The sequence below is a fragment of the Ruegeria sp. BK1 genome, assembly GCF_056535645.1.
On the sequence record NZ_JBQFIS010000001.1, the window covers coordinates 2473951 to 2492033 of the forward strand.

An 18083-nucleotide genomic window follows, 5' to 3' on the forward strand; every position below is an offset into this window, starting at 1 on the left:
TGTCAGCCCATGTAGCTTCGCACCAAAGCGCTGGCGATCAGGGACCACCCATCCGCAATGACAAAAAAAGCCAGTTTGAACGGCAGTGAAACCGTTGCAGGTGGCACCATCATCATCCCCATCGACATCAGCACCGCAGCTACCACGAGGTCGATGATCAGAAAGGGCAGGAAGATCAGAAAACCGATCTGAAAGGCCCGCGCAATCTCGGACAACATGAAAGAGGGCATCAGGATCGACAACGGCGCATCCGGCGACACGTCCACCGCATTGCCTTCGGGGCGCAGTGCAGCCATGGCGTAGAACGTGTCAGGGTCTAGTCGCGCGGCCATGAAGGCGCGAAACGGTTGAAGGGCGCGTTCCAAAGCGGGCTCGACCTCCATCGTTTCGTCGACCATGGGTTGGATGCCAGTGGTCCAGGCTTCGTTAAAGACGGGCTCCATTATGAAATAGGTCAGAAACAAAGCCAGGCTGACGATCAGCATGTTGGGGGGCGATTGTTGCAACCCAATCCCTTGCCGAAGGATGGCCAGCACGGTGATCAGAAAAGGAAAACAGGTGATCATGATCGCCAGCCCAGGTGCGAGGCTGAGCACGGTAATCAACAGGATCAATTGGATCGTCCGCGCCGAGATGGAACCCCCGTCACCCAGCGACAAGGACACATCCTGCGCTTCTGCAAAAGACGGTGTCAGCAGCAGCGCCACGATGATCCAGGGCAGAACGCGCATCAACCGATCCCGTTTTGCAGATCGGCAATCTCGGTCAGGCGCACGGCCAGTTGTCCGGTCTGATCGCCTTCCATCTCTTCCAGCAAGCCGCGGGCCACCAGCTGGTCCCCTACATAAAGATCCACTGGATCCTCGATCCGTTTGTCCAAAGTCAGCACCGCATTTTCACCAATATTCAACAGATCGCGGATCAGTGGGCGGGCGCGGCCGACCGAGACCGTGACCTCGATCGGGACCGATTCAAACGGGTTGGATTTTTCGCTTTTGGGACTTTGGGGATCACTCATTGCTTAATGCCTCTTTTGCCTCGAATACATACGCGTCGAACGCGGCGCGGATCGACGTCAGCAGGCCGCCGCAATCCACCTCGCGCCGCGAGATACCGACCTGCAATCTAGCCTGGCCGGGTTTGATCTGCGGGTCTGAGATGACTTGCGCCATCTTGGCCATCCCCTCGGGCAGCATCTCTTTCACCTCAGCCGCGAGGCCTTCGGGGACGAAAACCTGTATCGGCTCATTGATCTGTTCGCGAGCCATGTCGGTCAGTTGTTCGGCCAGCCGGATGATATAACCTCGCTCCAAAGTTTCGGGCAGAACCGCGAGCATCAGGCTGTTGAACATCGGTTCCAGCGACAGTGTCATCCGTGTTACCGCCTCATGATAGGTGAAGGACATGTCCTCAAGCGACTTGGCCAACTCGGTCGAGATCCGGCCTCGGTTTTGCTCCTGTGCCTGAACGGCATCTTCCCAACCGGCGGCATAGCCCTGTTCGAACGCCGCCAGACGCTGTTCCTCCAACCCGTCCTCATCCAGCAAGTGCAGCTTTCCACCGCCAGCCTGCAACGTGAAATCTTCCAGCAAATGGGCGATCGACATCAGACCTTTTCCTCGCCTTCTTCAAGCCAGCTGCGCAGGATTTCGACCGTTTCCTCCTGCTTGTCGCCAATCATCGCCCGCAGCCGATCTACCGGGTCCGCCCCGGGCTGAGCCGACAGTGCTGGAACATCCCCGCCGGTGGCCTGACCCGCGATCGGTGCGAATTGCCCGCCTTCTTCGGTCGCAATCTCACCCGTCAAAACCGAGCCTGGTTCGGGTAGACTTCCGGTAGGTAGTAGTGCCGTGGTCACAACCGGCTTGGTCAAAATAGGCCGGATCACGAACAACCCAAGGATCAGAGACACAATCGCCAGAACTGCCATCTGGATCAGCGACATTGCGTCGAAATGCACCTTCTGCCAGATCGAAGCCGAGGCCAGCGTGCCCTGCGGTTCAACAACCGGCAGGTCCATGGATTTCAGCGTGATCACGTCGCCGCGTTCCGCATCAAACCCCACAGCCGAGGCGACCAATTCCTTCAAGGCCTCCATCTCTGTTTCGGGCATGGGGGCAAAACCTTCCGTGCCCGTCGCATCCACACTGCGCGTTCCATTCACCAGTACGGCCACAGTCAGACGTTTGATCGCGCCGGGGGCGTTGTGAACCTCAAGCTCCGTCTCGGACACCTCGTAGTTTACCCGCTCGCGCGTCTGGGTGGCGTTCGAGTTCGACTCGTCGCCCCCCGCGCCGTCACCATCCGGCAGGTTCGACGCAACGGTGACATCGGCGGATTGATTGCGCGCGCTGTCTGAACGTTCTTCGACATCGGTGCTGATTGCCACACGACCGTTGGGGTCAAAGCGACGCTCGCGAATGGATTCGGTTTTCGTCACCGTATCTACGCTGACTTCTACAACGGCATTGCCCGTACCTACGCGGGCTTCGACCAAACGCAGGACCTTTTCCCGCAATTGCCGCGACTTGTCATCCGCCGTATCGGCGGCAACGGCGTTTTCCTGCGCGCCAATCACAGCCCCGTTCGAATCGATGATCGCCACATTCTCGGGCGCAAGACCACTGACCGCGGATGAGACCAGAAACCGGATCGCCTTGGCCTGATCTGACGTGATATCCGCCCCCGAAGACACCAGATAAACCGAGGCAGTCGGTGCAACGCTGCGCTGAAATGGATTGGTTGAACCCTTGGCGATGTGCACTCGCGCCTGGCTGATATGGGGTGCCCCTACAATCGTGCGGGCCAGTTCACCCTCTTTGGCGCGCCAATAAGCGGCGTCAAACATTTGCGAAGTGGTCCCGAACCCGCTGAGCGTATCCAGCAGATCGTACCCCCGGTTTCCATTCGCAGGCAAACCCTCGCTCGCCAGAGTCATGCGCAACTCATCCCGCTGCGACCCCGGCACGTAGATCGAGCCGCCCCGAATCTCAAAGGGCACGCCGCGCTGATCCAGTGACCGAACGATATCGCCCGCCGCCCCACTTTCCAGCCCGGCATAAAGCAAGGTCATCGACGGTGCCGTTATCAGCCGCGACATCGCAAGGACCCCAAGAAATACCAGCATAACCGCACCGGCAACGATGATTTGTTTTCGCCTGTCCAAACTTGTCCAGACAGTTCCAATCTGCTGCACGCTCACCTCCGACTCGCCGACATTCTGCTTGGCGCATCCCTTGTTTGACCGATTGCCCTTAATAATCGGTTAGTCCCTACCGGGTTATGACGATTGCAGAACGGATGGATGAGGACGTCATGACTGACGCAACTGCAGAACAGGCAGAAGCCCCAGAAAAGCCTGGGAAAAAGGGGTTGATACTAGGTGTGATTCTAGCCCTGTCCGGCGCGGGTGGAGGGTATTTTGTAACCACGTCCGGGCTGTTGCCAATAGGCGCCATGCCCAAGGCGCAAGAGGCGGTTGAAAAGGCGGAAAAAAAGCCTGCAAAAGCATTGCCTGACGTTGGATTCGTCGATCTTCCGCCGCTGATCCTGTCGCTGAACTCGGGCGATTCGCGGCACCTGAAATTTCACGCTCAGCTTGAGGTGAACTCGAACTATCTGGGCGATGTCGAAAAGATGAAGCCGCGAATCATGGATGTGCTGAACGGGTATCTGCGGGCGGTTGAAATCTCGGATCTTGAGGATTCGTTGGCCCTGGTGCGCATTCGCGGGCATCTGCTGCGGCGCATCGGCATTGTAGTTGGCGAGGATCGCGTTCGCGATGTCCTCGTGATGGAATTCGTTTTGAATTAGGAGGCGAAGTTGGAACTGATCGCAGATATTTTCCTAGTCGCAGGCGCCTTCGGCGCAGGTCTCTATTGCTTTGTTCTGTCTCGACGCCTCAAGCGATTCACCGATCTTGAAAAGGGCGTTGGCGGGGCCGTTGCCGTTCTTTCGGCACAGTCGGATGAATTAAAGAAATCGCTGGAGTCCGCGCGTGCGGCGTCGGACCGCTCCGGGGACACCTTGAAGCAATTGACGCAACGGGCGGAGACGGTCGCGCAGCGGTTGGAGCTGATGATGGCGTCGATGCATGACATCGTGCCGGATCAGGAAGCCCCAAAGGATACAGCCTCGCCCGCGACCGAGCCTACGGTGCCACCAGAGCCTGAGGTTGCAAAGGTTGAAGCTGCGGAAGCGCCCGAGCAAAAGGAGGAACCCGTTCCTGAGCCTGCGGAAAAACGAACGGCTGGTCCGATGTTTATGCGGCATGGTCGCAAGAGGCGTGAGGCCACGGCATGAAAACAAGGCAGAGCAACAAACCCAAAGGCGGCGTGCTTGCTGTGATCTCTTTGCTGATGATCGGATCGGCTGCGATTCGCGTCGGGTTGGAGGCTGGTCCGGCACTGGCCAAGAACGCCGAACCGACGGTCAAGCAAGCCAAGCCAGAAGGTATGGAAAAGCCCGGCGCACAGGAATTGTTGACAGAACTTCTGCGACGCGAAGCGGCGTTGGAAAAGCGCGAAGCCGCCGCAATCGACAAGGAAAAGGCGTTGGAAATCGCCGAGCAAGCCATCGAAACCCGAATGGTCGCTATGCAAGCGGCCGAAGAGAACCTGCGCGAAACGCTGGCCTATGCGGAAAAAGCGGCCGAGACCGACCTGACCCGGCTGACGGATGTGTATCAAAGCATGAAACCCAAAGACGCAGCCGCCTTGTTCGAGACGATGGATCCAGGTTTTGCCGCCGGTTTCCTGTCACGGATGCCTGCGGATGCCGCTGCTGGCGTGCTGGCGGGGATAAGCCCTGAGACCGCCTATACAATCAGCGTCATCATGGCGGGGCGCAACGCTGCCGCGCCACAGGAATGACGTCCATGTTCACCAAAGCCGCGTTTGAGTTTGCTGGAGGCCCCTCATGATCGGACTAGTCGGAATTGTCGTCATCTTCGTCATGGTGTTCGGTGGCTATCTGGCCGCTGGCGGCAAGATGACCATCATCATGAAATCTCTGCCGTTCGAAATGATGATGATCGGGGGCGCAGCGGTCGGAGCGTTTTTGATCAGCAACGACATGAGCGCGGTGAAGCATACGCTCAAGGACATGGGAAAGGTGTTCAAAGGTCCGAAATGGAAACCCGATGACTACCGCGACCTGTTATGCCTTCTGTTTTCCCTGATCCGCATCGCCAAAGCCAACCCGGTCGAGGTCGAGCAACATATAGAAGACCCCGAAAATTCCGCGGTGTTTTCGGCCTATCCGAAGATTCAATCCGACAAAGAGGCCGTGGATCTGATCTGTGACACGATGCGGTCGGCTTCGATGAACTACGACGACCCCCATCAGGTCGAAGAAGTTCTGGAAAAGCGGATGGAGGCGAATTTTCACCACGCCATGCATTCCAGCCATGCATTGCAGACGGTTGCGGATGGCTTGCCAGCCCTGGGGATCGTGGCTGCGGTTTTAGGGGTGATCAAGACCATGGGATCGATCGACCAGCCACCCGAGGTGCTGGGTAAACTGATCGGGGGGGCTCTGGTTGGGACCTTTCTGGGCGTGTTCCTGGCCTATGGTCTGGTCGGGCCATTCGCAGGAAAACTGAAGGCCGTGGTTGAGGAAGACAACCATTTCTATCAACTGATCAAAGAGGTTCTGGTCGCCAATCTGCACAACCACAACCCCGCGATGTGCATTGAAGTCGGTCGCCAGAACACGCCGACCCATAACCGCCCTGGTTTTTCGGAACTGGAAGAGGCGTTGAAAGAGCTGAAACAGGCGGCGGCATGATCCGACTTGGTCTTTTTCTTGCAGTGTTGCTTGCAGCAAACGGTGCCACTGCGCGTGAAGCCACCGTGCGCTCGGGAGAGCATGAGGACTACACCAGGCTGGTCATTCAGGTGCCGCCTGGCACCGGCTGGGTCCTCACCCAAACCAAGTATGGTGCGCGTCTGAACGTCACCCTGGAGGATGTTCATTTCGAAACCACTTCGGTCTTCCGCAGGCTGTCTCAAAACCGTTTGTCCGCCATTTCTCAGACCGAACCGGGCGGGCCATTGGAAATGCAATTCGGGTGTGACTGCGCGGCTTCGGCGTTTTTATACCAAGACACCATGATTGTGGTCGATATTGCCATTGCGCAGGCCCTGCCACCGATAGGTGCGGACATTCCTCCGCCCATCTTGCCGCAAGCAAACCGCGACACCGGGCTGCTGGCGGCCGCTCAGAACCGCAACGTCTTGCCAATGCCTGCGCTTCCGACGCCATTGCTTGGGTTTGAGGATCGCCTGTCAGAACGTCTATTACAAGGTGCAGACCGGGGCATCGTTGACCTTGAGCTTGCCCAGGTTGGCCCGCGATCGTCGATCTTTGACGGTGCCACGGAAGGGCCAGCAGACCCGACAGGGAATATCAGCGTATCGACGGTGCTCGATGAATTGAACGGTCTACTGGGGCCCGATTTGATCGGGTTTGAACAAGAACCTGCCTGCATATCCGATACAGAGTTGGGGTTCGGGACGTGGGGTGGCTCAGCCGAATTCCCTCAGCAAATAGCTACCTTAAGATCAGGTTTGTTTCAGGAATTCGATCGGGTTGATCAGGACACAGCGCTGTCTCTGGCAAAGCTGTACGCATTCTATGGCTTCGGCGCCGAGGCGATGCAGGCTTTGGCATTGGTGGAAGATCCCGATGCTGACGTAAACCGGGTTGCAGCAATTGCGCAGTATTTGGACGCAGGGCATGCGGCAGACGACAATCCGTTTGGTGGCTTGCAACGATGCGGGGGTGACGTTGCACTTTGGGCTGTTCTGATGGCCGGGGAATTATCCGCTGAAGCAAACTTGGACAGGGTAGAGCAATCATTTTCACGGCTGCCAACGCATCTAAGACGGCAATTTGGACCTGATCTATCCGAAATTTTGGTCGATGCAGGTCGGTTAGAAGCCGCTCGACGCGTATTGCGGTCTGTTGACCGGGCGGGAATTCAAAACGCCTCGGACACAACACGGGCCAGAGCTAAGGTCGCAGCCGCCGAAGGTGACGCTCCAAAAGCCGAGGCGTTGCTAAACGACGTGGTTGCATCCTCCGGCCCCAATCTGGACGCTCCGCTCGCTTTGGCGCGGCTGATCGAAAACCGATGGGTTGATCGAGGCGCCGCTTCACCCGAAGAAGTCGCCCTTGCGGCGTCTTTTTCGAACGAGTTTCGTAAATCCGAGATCGAGCCGCAGTTAAAACGGGCTCATGCTGTGGCCCTAAGTCTGACTCAGGAATTCGACCTAGCATTTGATGCTGCCTTGGAAATACCTGCAGGGCAAGAACGCCTGGCCACGTTGAACCGGATTTCTCACATTCTGGTGGAGAGGGCGGATGACATAACATTTCTACGTCGGGCGTTGGAATTTGCATCCGGTGATACGCAGGACCTGAGCACAGATACGGCTGTCGCGTTGGCAAACCGTCTGGTGAAGCTTGGGTTCCCTGGACCAGCGCTGGCTTTGTCGAACAGACCCCAAGATACGGTGCAACGGTCAGAGCGTGCACGGATCAGGGCACGCTCTGCCTTGCAAACGCAACGCCCTCACCAAGCTATGCTTGAACTGGAAGGGGACAGTTCGGAAGAGGCATTGCGTATCAGGCACCAAGCGATGCAAGCCCTTGGCGATTTCGATACAGCCGGAGAGCTATCGCGCACATTAGGGCAGGCGGAGCAGGCTGACCGAAATTTTTGGCTGGCCGACCGCCCCGAAGCCATTGATCAAGAGGAAGAAACGCAATTTGGTTTGGTTAGCAAGGCGACACAGGTCCTGATCACTCCTCCTGTTTCGCAACCTGACAAGCCTTTGGCCGAGGCGGCGGATTTACTTCAGGATAGTGTCGAAGCTAGGGAAAAAATCACCCAATTGCTTACTATTCTCGAGCAGTGAACCGTATCAATTGGGGCCCGATTCCCCGCGAGACTGCTATCGCGGGGGTGAAGAAACCAGCGACGCCAGATCGGCATATCTAGAATGCGGTTCAATCCAGGACAAGATCGCATCGCGGATCGCGTTAGCCCGATGCGCTCCGACAACTGGTTCTGCGAACTCGGAATATTTCGCCAAAACCTCATCGCGCGACATAGGCGCCTCAGGGCCACCGCGGGCGTGGATATCGCCCGAATGCAAAATGCGCCCGTCCGTTGTCTCAATTGATACATCTGCCCAGCGCCCACCCGGGAACCGTTGCGAATGCCTCTCTTCCTCGCTCACGTGTATACGAGAAATCAGGCCCGCGATCCGGGGGTCGGACAGTCCGGGCCCTGAGATATGCTCGGCTCCGATACGGCCATACAGAACCTGAACTGCAACAGCGAAGGGCAGAGAGTACTGTGCTTGCGAAGTGGTCGCGGGCATTCCAGAAAACAGTCGCACGGCCTCACAAAAAGTGTTGATCTGGATCGAATGGATCTGGTCACCGACCAAACTGTGGTTCGACATCAGCGCGCGGACCCCATCTATCGCGGCGTGGGCCCAGCGGCAGATCGGGTACGGCTTCACATATTGATACTCAACCTGCCAAAACCTGCCCAAATCCGCCCAATGCGGGGCGGCAGCCTCGGCTTCGATCGTGATGGCAGGTGCCCCGGTAAAACCCCGCTCGGCCAGAATCGCCGCGGACAGGCCGACCATCGCACCCCATCCCGAACCATCATGCAGCATCGTGGGATTGGCGATCTCGCGCATCATCTGGCTGCGCGGCCCATGATATTCGGCGATCCCCAGCGCCTGCCGCAACTGGTCTGGAGTGAGCCCGCGCAATCGGGCCGCCATTGCGACCACGCCCAGCGCATTCCAGGCCCCAGAGGTGTGATAATCGCTGACCGACGCGTGCAGCGAAATCCCCGCGCGGCCCGCGATTTCATAGCCAGAGATCACAGCAGCCAAGGCCTGCGGGCCAGTCAAATTCGGGCAATGCGTGGCAAGCGCAACCAACGCAGGCAGCACAACCACGCCGATATGGCCTTTGGTCGGGTTATACCCGTCATGCCCGTCCAGATTGTCTGTCTGTGTCGCCGCCGCATAGGCAGCGCCAGCCATACTGACGGGTCGCCCGTCAAACATCAGCCTAGCACTGAAGGCAGAATCCGTGCTGGCGTAGAGCAATGCTGCCGTATCCCGCGCGATCACGCCCGCTTCCATCGGGCCGGAGGCAATCAGGATGCCCATAGTGTCCACCATCATCAGCGCCGCTGCCTCTTTGGCGCTGTCCGGCATATCCTCGGGCGGACGTTTTAGGACGAAATTTGCAACGCGGGCGAACGTATCGGTCATTCGGCAGGCTCTATAGCGGGCTTAGAGACGTCACGCAGCCGATATCCCGCAGGATCAAAAGGAGGTTCAGCCAGAATAGTTGCGCGATGCGGTTTGCCGAGGATGAACACCTCAACCCTATCACCGGGTTTTGCGACTTGCGGGTTTGCGAACCCAAGGGCCAGCGATTTACCGACCGAATACCCGAAGCCACCCGATGTCACGCGCCCGACCGAATGACCATCTGGTGTAAAGATCGGCTCACCGCCCGAGGCGTCGGCGGTGTCCACCTCAATTTCGAACATCGACAAAACCTCACGCACAGGGTTGTCCTTGATGGCCAGATAGGCCTGCTTGTGCAGGAAATCCTTGTCCAGCTTGATGAGGCCGTCCAGCCCGACTTCTTGCGGCCAGTATTCCTGACTGTACTCTCGCCCCCACGAGCCGTAGCCCTTTTCGATACGCAGACTACCCAGCGCACGGCCGCCAACTGGGCCGCCGCCTTGCTCTTTCGCGGCCTCCAGCAAGGCCGTGTAAAGCGCAACCTGATCGCTCTCAGCGCAGTGCAGCTCCCACCCAAGGTCGCCGGTAAAACTGACACGGATGGCGAGGCAGGAAACGCCCGCCACGTCTATCTGACGTGAACGCATGAAGCGGAACCCTTCGTTGGACAGATCCGCATTGGTCAGCCGTTGCAGCACATCGCGCGATTTCGGGCCGGCGACGTTGAACCCGGCGATACGGTTTGTGGCAACCTCGAAACGGGTACCTTCAGGCAGATCAACCATGTTGAAGAACCGCTGGTGATAGCGCTCGGCCATGCCCGAGCCGATCATCATGTATTCGTCATCGGCGACTTTGGTGATGGTAAAGTCCCCGGCCACGCCTCCGCGCACTGAAATCAACGGGGTCAAACACGACCGGCCAACCTCGGTCGGTACCCGGTTGGCAACAAGACGATCAAGCCAATCATGCGCCCCTGGCCCCTTGATCACATAGTTGGCGAAGTTCGAGATGTCGATCACACCCACATTGTCGCGCAACATCTGCACCTCTCGGCCAACGGGTTTCCACCAATTCTGGCGGGTGAAGCCGTTGGTTTCGACCACACCTGGTTGATCAGCGAACCAGAGGGGGTGTTCCCACCCGCAGTTCAGGCCAAAGACGCTGCCCATCTCCTTTTGCATCTGATAGGCCGGGCGGAGGCGCGCGGGGCGTCCGGCGCTGCGCTCTTCGTTCGGGAAATGGATGGCGAAGCGGTGCGTATAAACGTCCTGCACCCGCGCCTTTGTGAAGGCCTTGTCGGCCCAGTCGCCGAACCGCGCCAGATCCCAGGCGAGCATGTCGTATTGCGGCTCGCCCTCGATCATCCATTGCGCCGACAACAGGCCAAGCCCACCCGATTGCGAAAATCCGGGGATGATCCCCGTGCAGCAGAAATAGTTCTGCAACTCGGGCACAGGCCCCCAGATTGCATTCGAATCCGGCGACCAGATCATCGGGCCATTGATTACCCGCTTCACCCCCGCAGTTGCCGCAACGGGCACGCGTTCGGTGGCCCGGATAACGTTTTCCATGATGCGGTCCAGATCGTCGGGGAACAGATCGTGGGCGAAATCCAGCGGTGTGCCGTTTTCGGCCCAAAACCGCATGTCCTTCTCATAGGCCCCGATCAGCAAGCCATTGCCCTCTTGCCGGAAGTAGTACTCGCCATCCCGGTCGGCGATGGACGGCAAGCGACGGCCCAACGCGGCGACTTCATCAATCGCTTCGGTGACAAAATACTGATGTTCAGTCGGTTGCAGGGGCAGTTCGATCCCAGCCATCGCGGCCACTTCACGCCCCCACAATCCACCGGCATTGACCACCCACTGTGTGTGGATATCGCCCTTTTCGGTGCGTACGATCCACGTTCCGTCAGGCTGTTGATCAGTCCCTAACACGGGACAAAACCGTTCAATACTGGCGCCCATCGCGCGTGCTCCAGCGGCATAGGCATGTGTTACACCCGAGGGATCAACATTGCCGCCATCGGGTTCGAACATGATGCAGCGGATGTCATCGAACTGCGCTAGCGGGTGCAGTTCCATCGCCTGTTCGCGGCTGATCTCGTGGAAGTTCAGGCCGTAGAAACGCGCCTTGGCCTCTTGCAGACGCAGTTGGTGTTCGCGGTCCTCGGTTTGCGCCAGATAGAGCGACCCGGATTGAAACACGCCGCAGCCCTGTCCGGTTTCCTTCTCTAACTCTTTGTACAGGTTCATCGTGTAGTGCTGAATGCGCGTGATGTTGTTGTTGTCATGCAGCCCGTGGATATTGGCCGCTGCGTGCCACGTGGACCCACTGGTCAACTCATCGCGTTCCAGCAGGACAACGTCAGTCCAGCCCAGCTTGGCCAGATGATACAGGATCGAGCAGCCGACCAGCCCCCCTCCGATGACAACGGCCTGAGCATGGGTTTTCATTGGCGCACCTCCTACAGAGCTTGCACGAAAGTCAGCCACAGGTCAGGGGCTACTGATGCTCTGTTCCCGACGCAAAATGTCGGTAATGACGATCAAAGCGCCGGAAGCAAACACCGCGTCGGCGAATCATCGCCCGGTGACACCAAACGCGCGATGTCGTGAGCGTTTGTGTCTTGAAATGAGACGCACTGATTCTTTGATTAAATTAGGAAGCACGAAAATACGTGCCGAATAGGTCGAAACGCGACGGGACAGGCTGGTTTGAAACACGGTGAAGACCGCGTGGATCAGCAGAAATCTTGAAAAGTTCCTAAAATGTTCTATATTTGTTCCACATGAATGTCTGAGGTGGAACGGAGGTATTCGAGCTATGGCCAACGCTGCCCGTCAAAGCTGGTACGACGCACCCAGCAACGACTATCACATGCTGCCCGTCACGGACCGGCAGATGCGCTATGCGCGCGCGATTGCCCAGCAGTCGGCGCTTGAAATCCCGGTCGAGGCACAACGCGACCGCAGGGCCATGTCCCAGTGGATTTCGGCGCATAAACAGGATGACCCGTCACCATTCGCCAATTACCCGACCGGCAAACAGGTCGCTTTTGCCGAACGGATCTCGCGTTCCAAACGCAGACCGATACCGTCTGAGTGTTTCCGCGACAAGCAAATGATGTCCCGGTGGATTAACACCAACAAATAGGCTCTAGTCCGAGTGGTTTCGGGCATAAAGTGCCACGGCAGCGGCGACGAAGAGGCCCAGCAGGATGTAGCCTGTCACCGCTTCTGACACAGCCAACGCGCGGCACAGGCCGGTTGGGGCCATGTCGCCATATCCAACGGTGGTGAAGGTGACATATGAGAAATACAGGATGTCCCCCGGTCCGCTGGCACCGACCACGCAGTTGTCTTTATAGCCGAACGCACCATAGACGGCGGCGAACAGGAAGGGGACGACCTGAATAAAGGATACGCCCATCAAGAACAGCACGCGGCGCGGGGATTTCACCTGTGTCATATAGTACCACGATTGCGAGACGATCCACAGGAACAGGCCCACGGATGCAAACGTGCCCAACGTATCGCCCGCCGTTGATTCACTAAGGCGGGAAAGGCCGAACCAGGCAAAGAAGCTGGCCAAAACCATACCGCCTGCGGCAAGCAGGGTCGATTTCCATTCTTCCAACGTTGTCGGCTCGCGGCGCATGTCGTCTCCGTCTTTAACGGGTGCGATGATCGGGGTTTCGCCCCGCCCGTGCAACCGAGTGGTTTAGTCTGCGCCCAAATGTTCCTGCCCGCGTTGGCGCGCCAGCCCGATCTGCTTCTGCCGCTCGCGGAAGCGCTTCTTGTCAGCTTCCGAGGTTTCATCCACACATTGATGGCACGAGACGCCGTGTTCATATTCAGGGCGTTTCATATCCTCGGGCAGGATCGGACGGCGGCAGCCATGGCACAGGTTGTGGGGCCCCTCGACCAGCCCGTGCCCCACGGACACGCGATTGTCGAAGACGAAACACTCACCCTGCCAAGTGCTGTCCTCGGCGGGCATTTCCTCAAGATATCGCAGGATACCGCCTTTCAGGTGATAGACATCCTCGACCCCCTGACCCAGCAGGAAGTTGGTGGATTTCTCGCACCGGATACCGCCGGTGCAGAACATGGCAACACGCTTGTTGTGAAAGCGGTCCTTGTTTTCCTCCCACCAGGCCGGGAATTCGCGGAAACTGGCTGTTTCAGGGTCTATTGCTCCTTTAAACGTACCAATCGCCACCTCATAATCGTTGCGGGTGTCGATCACCACCACATCGTCGGAACGGATCAGGTCGTTCCACTCCTCCGGCTCGACATAGTTGCCGACACGGGCGCGCGGATCGACATCCGGCTGGCCCATGGTCACGATCTCTTTCTTCAGGCGCACCTTCATCTTGCCGAAAGGCGGATGGTCGGCGGTGGCCTCTTTCCATTCCAGATCGGCGCAACCCGGCAGCGCTTTGATATGCGCCAGCACGGCGTCAATCCCGGCGCGCGGGCCCGCGATGGTGCCGTTGATCCCCTCTTGCGCAAGCAGCAGCGTGCCTTTGACCGATTGTGCACGACACAGGTCCAGCAAGGGTTCGCGCAGGGCGGTGTGATCAGCGAAACGGGTGAAGTGATAGAGGGCAGCGATGGTATACATGCGCGCGGTCTAGCCCCACGCGCGCAGAGTCGCAAGGGATCGGATTGACGCCCCCCGCTCGCCCCCTTACCGATAGCTGAAAAGGAGAACGCGATGACCCATGCCCTGATCGTAATCGACGTCCAGAACGATTTCTGCCCCGGCGGTGCGTTGGCCGTTCCCGGCGGCGATGAGATCGTCGCCCCGATCAACGCGATTATGGATGAGTTCGACGCGGTGATCCTGACGCAGGACTGGCATCCGGCAGGGCATTCCTCATTCGCCAGCTCGCATGTAGGAAAGAACCCATTTGACGTAGCAGAAATGCCCTATGGCCCGCAGGTGCTCTGGCCGGATCATTGCGTGCAGGGAACGCAGGGCGCAGCGTTTCATCCCGATCTGCGCATCGAAGGCGATTTGATCATTCGAAAAGGGTTTCGCAGCGCGATTGACAGCTACTCAGCCTTTTTCGAGAACGATCAGACTACGCCAACCGGGTTGGAGGGCTATCTCAACACCCGAGGCATCCGCAAACTGACGATGGTGGGCCTGGCCACGGATTTCTGCGTTCATTTCTCAGCCGTGGACGCGGCGCGGTTGGGTTTTGAGGTGACGGTGAATATGGGACTGTGCCGCGCGATTGATCTGGACGGCTCGCTGACGGCAGCAGAAACAGCGATGAAGGCTGCCGGTGTGACCTTGGCTTAGGGCGCGGAGCCCGAATCCAACAGATATTTCAGGATCACAAAAATAATAACCGCCAGCCCAAGAGCCACGCCAATGCGGGCGGGCAAGGTGCGGCGTTCCGGCGTTGCCGGGGATTTATAGCGCGGGTTCGGGGTCCAATCAGCGGTGTTACGTCGCTGACCGTTGCGCGGGCGGGCCGATTTGACGTCCCGAAGGAATTTCCAAAAGTCGAATTCGCCGCAATATTCGCCCTGAACACCCATTTCCCGAATGTTGGCAAACAGCGCTTTCAGAATCCGCTCTCGCTCGGCCTCGTCACGGGGTCGGTAAAAGCCATGCATCAACTGGCTGCCGGTCGCGTCCAGACCGAAACCTGCATCCTGAAAGATCTTGCGGATTTTCGGAGAAGCCGCCCGCAGCGCGTCCGCCGTTTTCACATTGCGGAACATTGCGCGCAAAACGGGCTTTTTCGAAGCCCCCTCCGCGCCTTGCTCGCCTTCTCCGTCCCCCGGATCGACAACAACGATGTCAAAATCGTACTCGAGAACCATTCACTAACTTAACCTCGACTTCCCAACCCCTCTTCTCACTAACCGGTGAAAAGATCACACAATTTGCTCGCTTTGTGACCTGAGCTTGTCATTGTCACCAAACCAGCGACTCTTGCCATTCCACACACCGATTGATCTAACAACGGAAATCGCAGGAGTTCCTCATGGTCGATATTGCGGCACGTGTGTACAATCATAAATGGCAGATTGACCCAATTATACGGTCTTTAATCGACACAGATTTCTACAAACTGCTGATGTGCCAGTCAGTGTTTCGAAATCGGCCCCAAACGGAAGTGGTGTTTTCGCTGATCAATCGGTCGAATCACATCCCCCTCGCCAAGCTTATTGATGAGGGCGAACTGCGCGAACAGCTCGATCATATCCGTTCCCTCAGCCTCAGCCGCGGCGAAAGCACATGGCTGCGGGGCAACATGTTCTACGGCAAGCGGCAGATGTTCCGATCCGATTTCATGGAGTGGTTCGAGAACCTACGCCTGCCGCCCTACCATCTTGAACGCAAGGGCGATCAGTACGAACTGACCTTCGAAGGCAAATGGCATGAGGTCATGTTGTGGGAAATCCCGGCCCTGGCCGTGTTGATGGAATTGCGGTCCCGCGCGGTTCTGAACGACATGGGCCGGTTCGAGTTGCAGGTGCTCTATGCCCGCGCCATGACGCGCGTTTGGGAAAAAATTGAGCAACTGCGTGACATTGATGGGCTGGGCATTGCTGATTTCGGAACGCGTCGCCGGCATTCCTTTCTATGGCAGGACTGGTGCGTGCAGGCGATGATCGAAGGCTTGGGACCCGCATTTACCGGCACGTCAAACTGCCTGATCGCCATGCGGCGCGAGGTTGAGGCCATCGGCACCAACGCGCATGAGCTACCCATGGTCTATTCCGCGCTGGCCAACACGGACGCCGAATTGGCGCAAGCGCCCTATGATGTTCTCAGCGATTGGCATGATGAGCATGAGGGCAACCTGCGTATCATCCTGCCTGACACCTATGGCACTCAGGGCTTTTTGGATCGCGCGCCCGACTGGCTGGCAGGCTGGACTGGCATCCGCGTGGACAGTGGTGATCCGGCGACGGGGGCGGAAACCGCCATCAACTGGTGGAAATCACGCGGCGAGGATCCGCGCGAGAAGCGCGTGATCTTTTCCGACGGGCTGGATGTTGACAAGATCCGCGAGTTGCACGGCCAGTTTGCCGGACGGACCAATATTTCCTTTGGCTGGGGTACATTGCTGACCAACGATTTTCGCGGGTTGGTGCCGGATGACGCGCTTGCACCGTTTTCTCTGGTCTGCAAAGCGGTCTCGGCCAATGGGCGCCCGACGGTCAAATTGTCGGACAATCCCGAAAAGGCGATGGGTCCGGCGGATGAGATCGAACGTTACAAACGCGTCTTCGGGGTTGGTGCGCAACAGGCGATCGAAGTGATCGTTTAGACCCTAACCATGGAAAGTCGCCACGGTTTTGAGCTGTGAAAAGCCATAGAGCGCCTCGAAACCCTTTTCGCGGCCATGGCCAGATTTACCGACGCCACCAAAGGGCAGCTCGACGCCGCCGCCTGCCCCGTAATTATTGACGAAAACCTGCCCCGCATGCAGCCGTTTCGCCAGTCGCATCTGCCGCGCGCCGTCGCGGGTCCAGATGCTGGCGACAAGCCCATAGTCGGTACTGTTGGCGATCTCTGCGGCTTCGTCCTCGGTGTCGAACGGGATCAACACCTGCACTGGGCCGAAAATCTCATCCTGCGCCAACGTATGATCAGGCGGCACATCGGCGAACAGGGTTGGCCGCACATAAGCACCTTGAGCCGGAGCATCCTCAACGATTTGTCCCTGCGCCACGATGGTCAGATCTTTGCCTTTGGCCAGAAATCCTTCGACACTCTGTTGTTGCCGAGCCGAGATTAAAGGCCCCACCCGCAAATCCTGCACCGCAGGTCCAACGGTCAGATCAGCATAGGCCGCAACCATGCGCGCCTTGACTTGGCTATAAACCCCACGCTGCACCAGAATGCGGGACGAGGCCGAACAGGTCTGCCCCGCGTTCTGAATACCCGCATTCACCAGAAATGGAAGGGCCGCGTCCAGATCGGCATCATCAAACACCAGTTGCGGGGATTTTCCGCCCAATTCCAACGTCACTGGTACAACATTGCGACCCGCCGCCTGCTGCACCAAGGCTCCTGTCGCGACCGACCCCGTAAACGAGATATGGTGGACGCCCGGATGCGCCGACAGTGCGGCTCCAGCCTCGGCCCCTAAACCCGGCACCACGTTCAACGCACCAGCTGGCAAACCCGCTTGTTGGGCCAGATGGGCAAAGGCCAGCGCGGTCAGGCAGGCCTCTTCCGCCGGTTTCAGCACGCAGGCATTGCCCATCGCCAGTGCCGCCCCGACCGAACGCCCGATGATCTGCATCGGGTAATTCCACGGCACGATATGGCCCGTCACCCCATGGGGTTCGCGCAGGGTATAAACGGTGTAGCCGTCCAGATAGGGAATCGTCTCGCCCATAACCTTATCCGCCGCGCCGCCGTAGAATTCGCAATACCGCGCCAAGGCCACCGCATCCGCGCGCGCCTGAGTCAGCGGTTTGCCCACATCCATCGCCTCCAACGCGGCCAGATCGTCCACGCGTTCAAGTACCAACTGACCCAATCGGGTCAGGATCCGCCCGCGTTCCATTGCGGTTTTACGGCCCCAATCCTCATCTAGTGCTGCCTGCGCAGCCGCGACCGCCGCGTCGACATCAGACGAATCCCCCCGCGCGACGCGACAGATTTCCGTACCGTCCGAGGGGTTGATCAAAGGCAGGTCGACGCCAGCAGAGGGCGCGATCCACTCTCCACCAATCAAACAAAGTGCGGGGTTGAACCAAAGAGGATTGGGCATGTTTCTCTCCATTCAGGCTCTTATCATACATA

The 18083-nt window shown here is 58.3% G+C and carries 18 protein-coding genes; 8 read left to right on the plus strand and 10 right to left on the minus strand.

The genetic code is table 11. From position 1 onward, the window contains the following. Positions 1-2 precede the first annotated feature (2 nt). Genes fliP through fliF form a run of 4 tightly spaced genes read right to left on the minus strand, consistent with a single transcriptional unit; the run spans position 3 to position 3196 of the window. Positions 3-731: a flagellar type III secretion system pore protein FliP gene (fliP, locus tag ACR3E7_RS12440; RefSeq protein WP_480503460.1), complete on the minus strand. Its 729-nt coding sequence runs from the start codon at positions 729-731 to the stop codon at positions 3-5. Continuing rightward, positions 731-1018: a FliM/FliN family flagellar motor switch protein gene (locus ACR3E7_RS12445; RefSeq protein WP_480503461.1), complete on the minus strand. Its 288-nt coding sequence runs from the start codon at positions 1016-1018 to the stop codon at positions 731-733. The genes fliP and ACR3E7_RS12445 overlap by 1 nt, the downstream gene beginning before the upstream one ends. Next, complete coding sequence (locus tag ACR3E7_RS12450; RefSeq protein ID WP_170789528.1) at positions 1011-1607, minus strand: FliH/SctL family protein; 597 nt, start codon at positions 1605-1607, stop codon at positions 1011-1013. The genes ACR3E7_RS12445 and ACR3E7_RS12450 overlap by 8 nt, the downstream gene beginning before the upstream one ends. After that, positions 1607-3196 carry a flagellar basal-body MS-ring/collar protein FliF gene (gene fliF, locus ACR3E7_RS12455; protein WP_480503462.1) on the minus strand — a complete coding sequence of 530 codons (1590 nt, stop codon included), beginning with the start codon at positions 3194-3196 and terminating at the stop codon, positions 1607-1609. Before fliF ends, ACR3E7_RS12450 begins: the two co-directional genes overlap by 1 nt. 119 nt (positions 3197-3315) lie before the next feature. On the opposite strand from fliF, the gene ACR3E7_RS12460 reads away from it, so the two are divergent. The 5 genes from ACR3E7_RS12460 to ACR3E7_RS12480 are packed head-to-tail and all read left to right on the plus strand — an operon-like array spanning position 3316 to position 7922. Further along, positions 3316-3813 (plus strand): flagellar basal body-associated FliL family protein, encoded by a 498-nt coding sequence (locus tag ACR3E7_RS12460; RefSeq protein WP_480503463.1) that lies wholly within the window; start codon positions 3316-3318, stop codon positions 3811-3813. Positions 3814-3822: 9 nt separating this feature from the next. Then, positions 3823-4302 carry a hypothetical protein gene (locus tag ACR3E7_RS12465; RefSeq protein WP_480503464.1) on the plus strand — a complete coding sequence of 160 codons (480 nt, stop codon included), beginning with the start codon at positions 3823-3825 and terminating at the stop codon, positions 4300-4302. Beyond that, positions 4299-4871: a MotE family protein gene (locus ACR3E7_RS12470; RefSeq protein WP_480503465.1), complete on the plus strand. Its 573-nt coding sequence runs from the start codon at positions 4299-4301 to the stop codon at positions 4869-4871. The genes ACR3E7_RS12465 and ACR3E7_RS12470 overlap by 4 nt, the downstream gene beginning before the upstream one ends. 46 nt (positions 4872-4917) lie before the next feature. After that, complete coding sequence (motA, locus tag ACR3E7_RS12475) at positions 4918-5787, plus strand: flagellar motor stator protein MotA (protein ID WP_170772900.1); 870 nt, start codon at positions 4918-4920, stop codon at positions 5785-5787. Then, positions 5784-7922, plus strand: coding sequence for a hypothetical protein (locus ACR3E7_RS12480; protein ID WP_480503467.1), 2139 nt, complete (start codon positions 5784-5786; stop codon positions 7920-7922). Before motA ends, ACR3E7_RS12480 begins: the two co-directional genes overlap by 4 nt. 36 nt (positions 7923-7958) lie before the next feature. On the opposite strand, the gene ACR3E7_RS12485 is transcribed toward ACR3E7_RS12480, so the two are convergent. Both ACR3E7_RS12485 and ACR3E7_RS12490 read right to left on the minus strand, forming a co-directional pair. Beyond that, the gene (locus ACR3E7_RS12485) at positions 7959-9308 is read right to left on the minus strand and encodes an MmgE/PrpD family protein (RefSeq protein WP_480503468.1); all 1350 of its coding nucleotides are present in this window, start codon (positions 9306-9308) and stop codon (positions 7959-7961) included. Beyond that, positions 9305-11749, minus strand: a complete 2445-nt coding sequence (locus tag ACR3E7_RS12490; RefSeq protein ID WP_480503469.1) for a GcvT family protein — start codon at positions 11747-11749, stop codon at positions 9305-9307. Before ACR3E7_RS12490 ends, ACR3E7_RS12485 begins: the two co-directional genes overlap by 4 nt. Before the next feature lie 370 nt (positions 11750-12119). Here ACR3E7_RS12490 and ACR3E7_RS12495 point away from each other — a divergent pair, with 370 nt between their 5' ends. Then, on the plus strand, positions 12120-12449 hold the full coding sequence (locus ACR3E7_RS12495; RefSeq protein ID WP_480503470.1) for a hypothetical protein: 330 nt from the start codon (positions 12120-12122) through the stop codon (positions 12447-12449). Positions 12450-12452: 3 nt separating this feature from the next. Here the strand turns inward: ACR3E7_RS12495 and ACR3E7_RS12500 are convergent, their stop codons facing one another. Further along, entirely contained in the window at positions 12453-12953 is a 501-nt protein-coding gene (locus ACR3E7_RS12500) for a potassium channel family protein (protein WP_170772909.1), read from the minus strand. Between the two features lie 63 nt (positions 12954-13016). After that, positions 13017-13922, minus strand: a complete 906-nt coding sequence (trhO, locus tag ACR3E7_RS12505; RefSeq protein WP_170789519.1) for an oxygen-dependent tRNA uridine(34) hydroxylase TrhO — start codon at positions 13920-13922, stop codon at positions 13017-13019. Positions 13923-14015: 93 nt separating this feature from the next. Here trhO and pncA point away from each other — a divergent pair, with 93 nt between their 5' ends. Further along, complete coding sequence (gene pncA / locus ACR3E7_RS12510) at positions 14016-14609, plus strand: bifunctional nicotinamidase/pyrazinamidase (RefSeq protein ID WP_170789518.1); 594 nt, start codon at positions 14016-14018, stop codon at positions 14607-14609. Here the strand turns inward: pncA and ACR3E7_RS12515 are convergent. Further along, the gene (locus ACR3E7_RS12515) at positions 14606-15139 is read right to left on the minus strand and encodes a hypothetical protein (RefSeq protein WP_170772915.1); all 534 of its coding nucleotides are present in this window, start codon (positions 15137-15139) and stop codon (positions 14606-14608) included. The genes pncA and ACR3E7_RS12515 overlap by 4 nt on opposite strands. Positions 15140-15303: 164 nt before the next feature. Here ACR3E7_RS12515 and pncB point away from each other — a divergent pair, with 164 nt between their 5' ends. Next, positions 15304-16596, plus strand: coding sequence for a nicotinate phosphoribosyltransferase (gene pncB / locus ACR3E7_RS12520; protein ID WP_480503471.1), 1293 nt, complete (start codon positions 15304-15306; stop codon positions 16594-16596). A 3-nt stretch (positions 16597-16599) separates the two neighbouring features. Here the strand turns inward: pncB and ACR3E7_RS12525 are convergent, their stop codons facing one another. Next, positions 16600-18051 carry an aldehyde dehydrogenase family protein gene (locus ACR3E7_RS12525; RefSeq protein WP_480503472.1) on the minus strand — a complete coding sequence of 484 codons (1452 nt, stop codon included), beginning with the start codon at positions 18049-18051 and terminating at the stop codon, positions 16600-16602. Between the last annotated feature and the right edge of the window lie 32 nt (positions 18052-18083).

What these genes read in the sequence shown, in the direction of transcription:
- fliP (WP_480503460.1), bottom strand. Translation starts at nt 731, where the DNA reads ATGCGCGTTCTGCCCTGGATCATCGTGGCGCTGCTGCTGACACCGTCT.
- ACR3E7_RS12445 (WP_480503461.1), bottom strand. Translation starts at nt 1,018, where the DNA reads ATGAGTGATCCCCAAAGTCCCAAAAGCGAAAAATCCAACCCGTTTGAA.
- ACR3E7_RS12450 (WP_170789528.1), bottom strand. Translation starts at nt 1,607, where the DNA reads ATGTCGATCGCCCATTTGCTGGAAGATTTCACGTTGCAGGCTGGCGGT.
- ACR3E7_RS12460 (WP_480503463.1), top strand. Translation starts at nt 3,316, where the DNA reads ATGACTGACGCAACTGCAGAACAGGCAGAAGCCCCAGAAAAGCCTGGG.
- ACR3E7_RS12470 (WP_480503465.1), top strand. Translation starts at nt 4,299, where the DNA reads ATGAAAACAAGGCAGAGCAACAAACCCAAAGGCGGCGTGCTTGCTGTG.
- motA (WP_170772900.1), top strand. Translation starts at nt 4,918, where the DNA reads ATGATCGGACTAGTCGGAATTGTCGTCATCTTCGTCATGGTGTTCGGT.
- ACR3E7_RS12480 (WP_480503467.1), top strand. Translation starts at nt 5,784, where the DNA reads ATGATCCGACTTGGTCTTTTTCTTGCAGTGTTGCTTGCAGCAAACGGT.
- ACR3E7_RS12485 (WP_480503468.1), bottom strand. Translation starts at nt 9,308, where the DNA reads ATGACCGATACGTTCGCCCGCGTTGCAAATTTCGTCCTAAAACGTCCG.
- ACR3E7_RS12490 (WP_480503469.1), bottom strand. Translation starts at nt 11,749, where the DNA reads ATGAAAACCCATGCTCAGGCCGTTGTCATCGGAGGGGGGCTGGTCGGC.
- ACR3E7_RS12495 (WP_480503470.1), top strand. Translation starts at nt 12,120, where the DNA reads ATGGCCAACGCTGCCCGTCAAAGCTGGTACGACGCACCCAGCAACGAC.
- ACR3E7_RS12500 (WP_170772909.1), bottom strand. Translation starts at nt 12,953, where the DNA reads ATGCGCCGCGAGCCGACAACGTTGGAAGAATGGAAATCGACCCTGCTT.
- trhO (WP_170789519.1), bottom strand. Translation starts at nt 13,922, where the DNA reads ATGTATACCATCGCTGCCCTCTATCACTTCACCCGTTTCGCTGATCAC.
- pncA (WP_170789518.1), top strand. Translation starts at nt 14,016, where the DNA reads ATGACCCATGCCCTGATCGTAATCGACGTCCAGAACGATTTCTGCCCC.
- ACR3E7_RS12515 (WP_170772915.1), bottom strand. Translation starts at nt 15,139, where the DNA reads ATGGTTCTCGAGTACGATTTTGACATCGTTGTTGTCGATCCGGGGGAC.
- pncB (WP_480503471.1), top strand. Translation starts at nt 15,304, where the DNA reads ATGGTCGATATTGCGGCACGTGTGTACAATCATAAATGGCAGATTGAC.
- ACR3E7_RS12525 (WP_480503472.1), bottom strand. Translation starts at nt 18,051, where the DNA reads ATGCCCAATCCTCTTTGGTTCAACCCCGCACTTTGTTTGATTGGTGGA.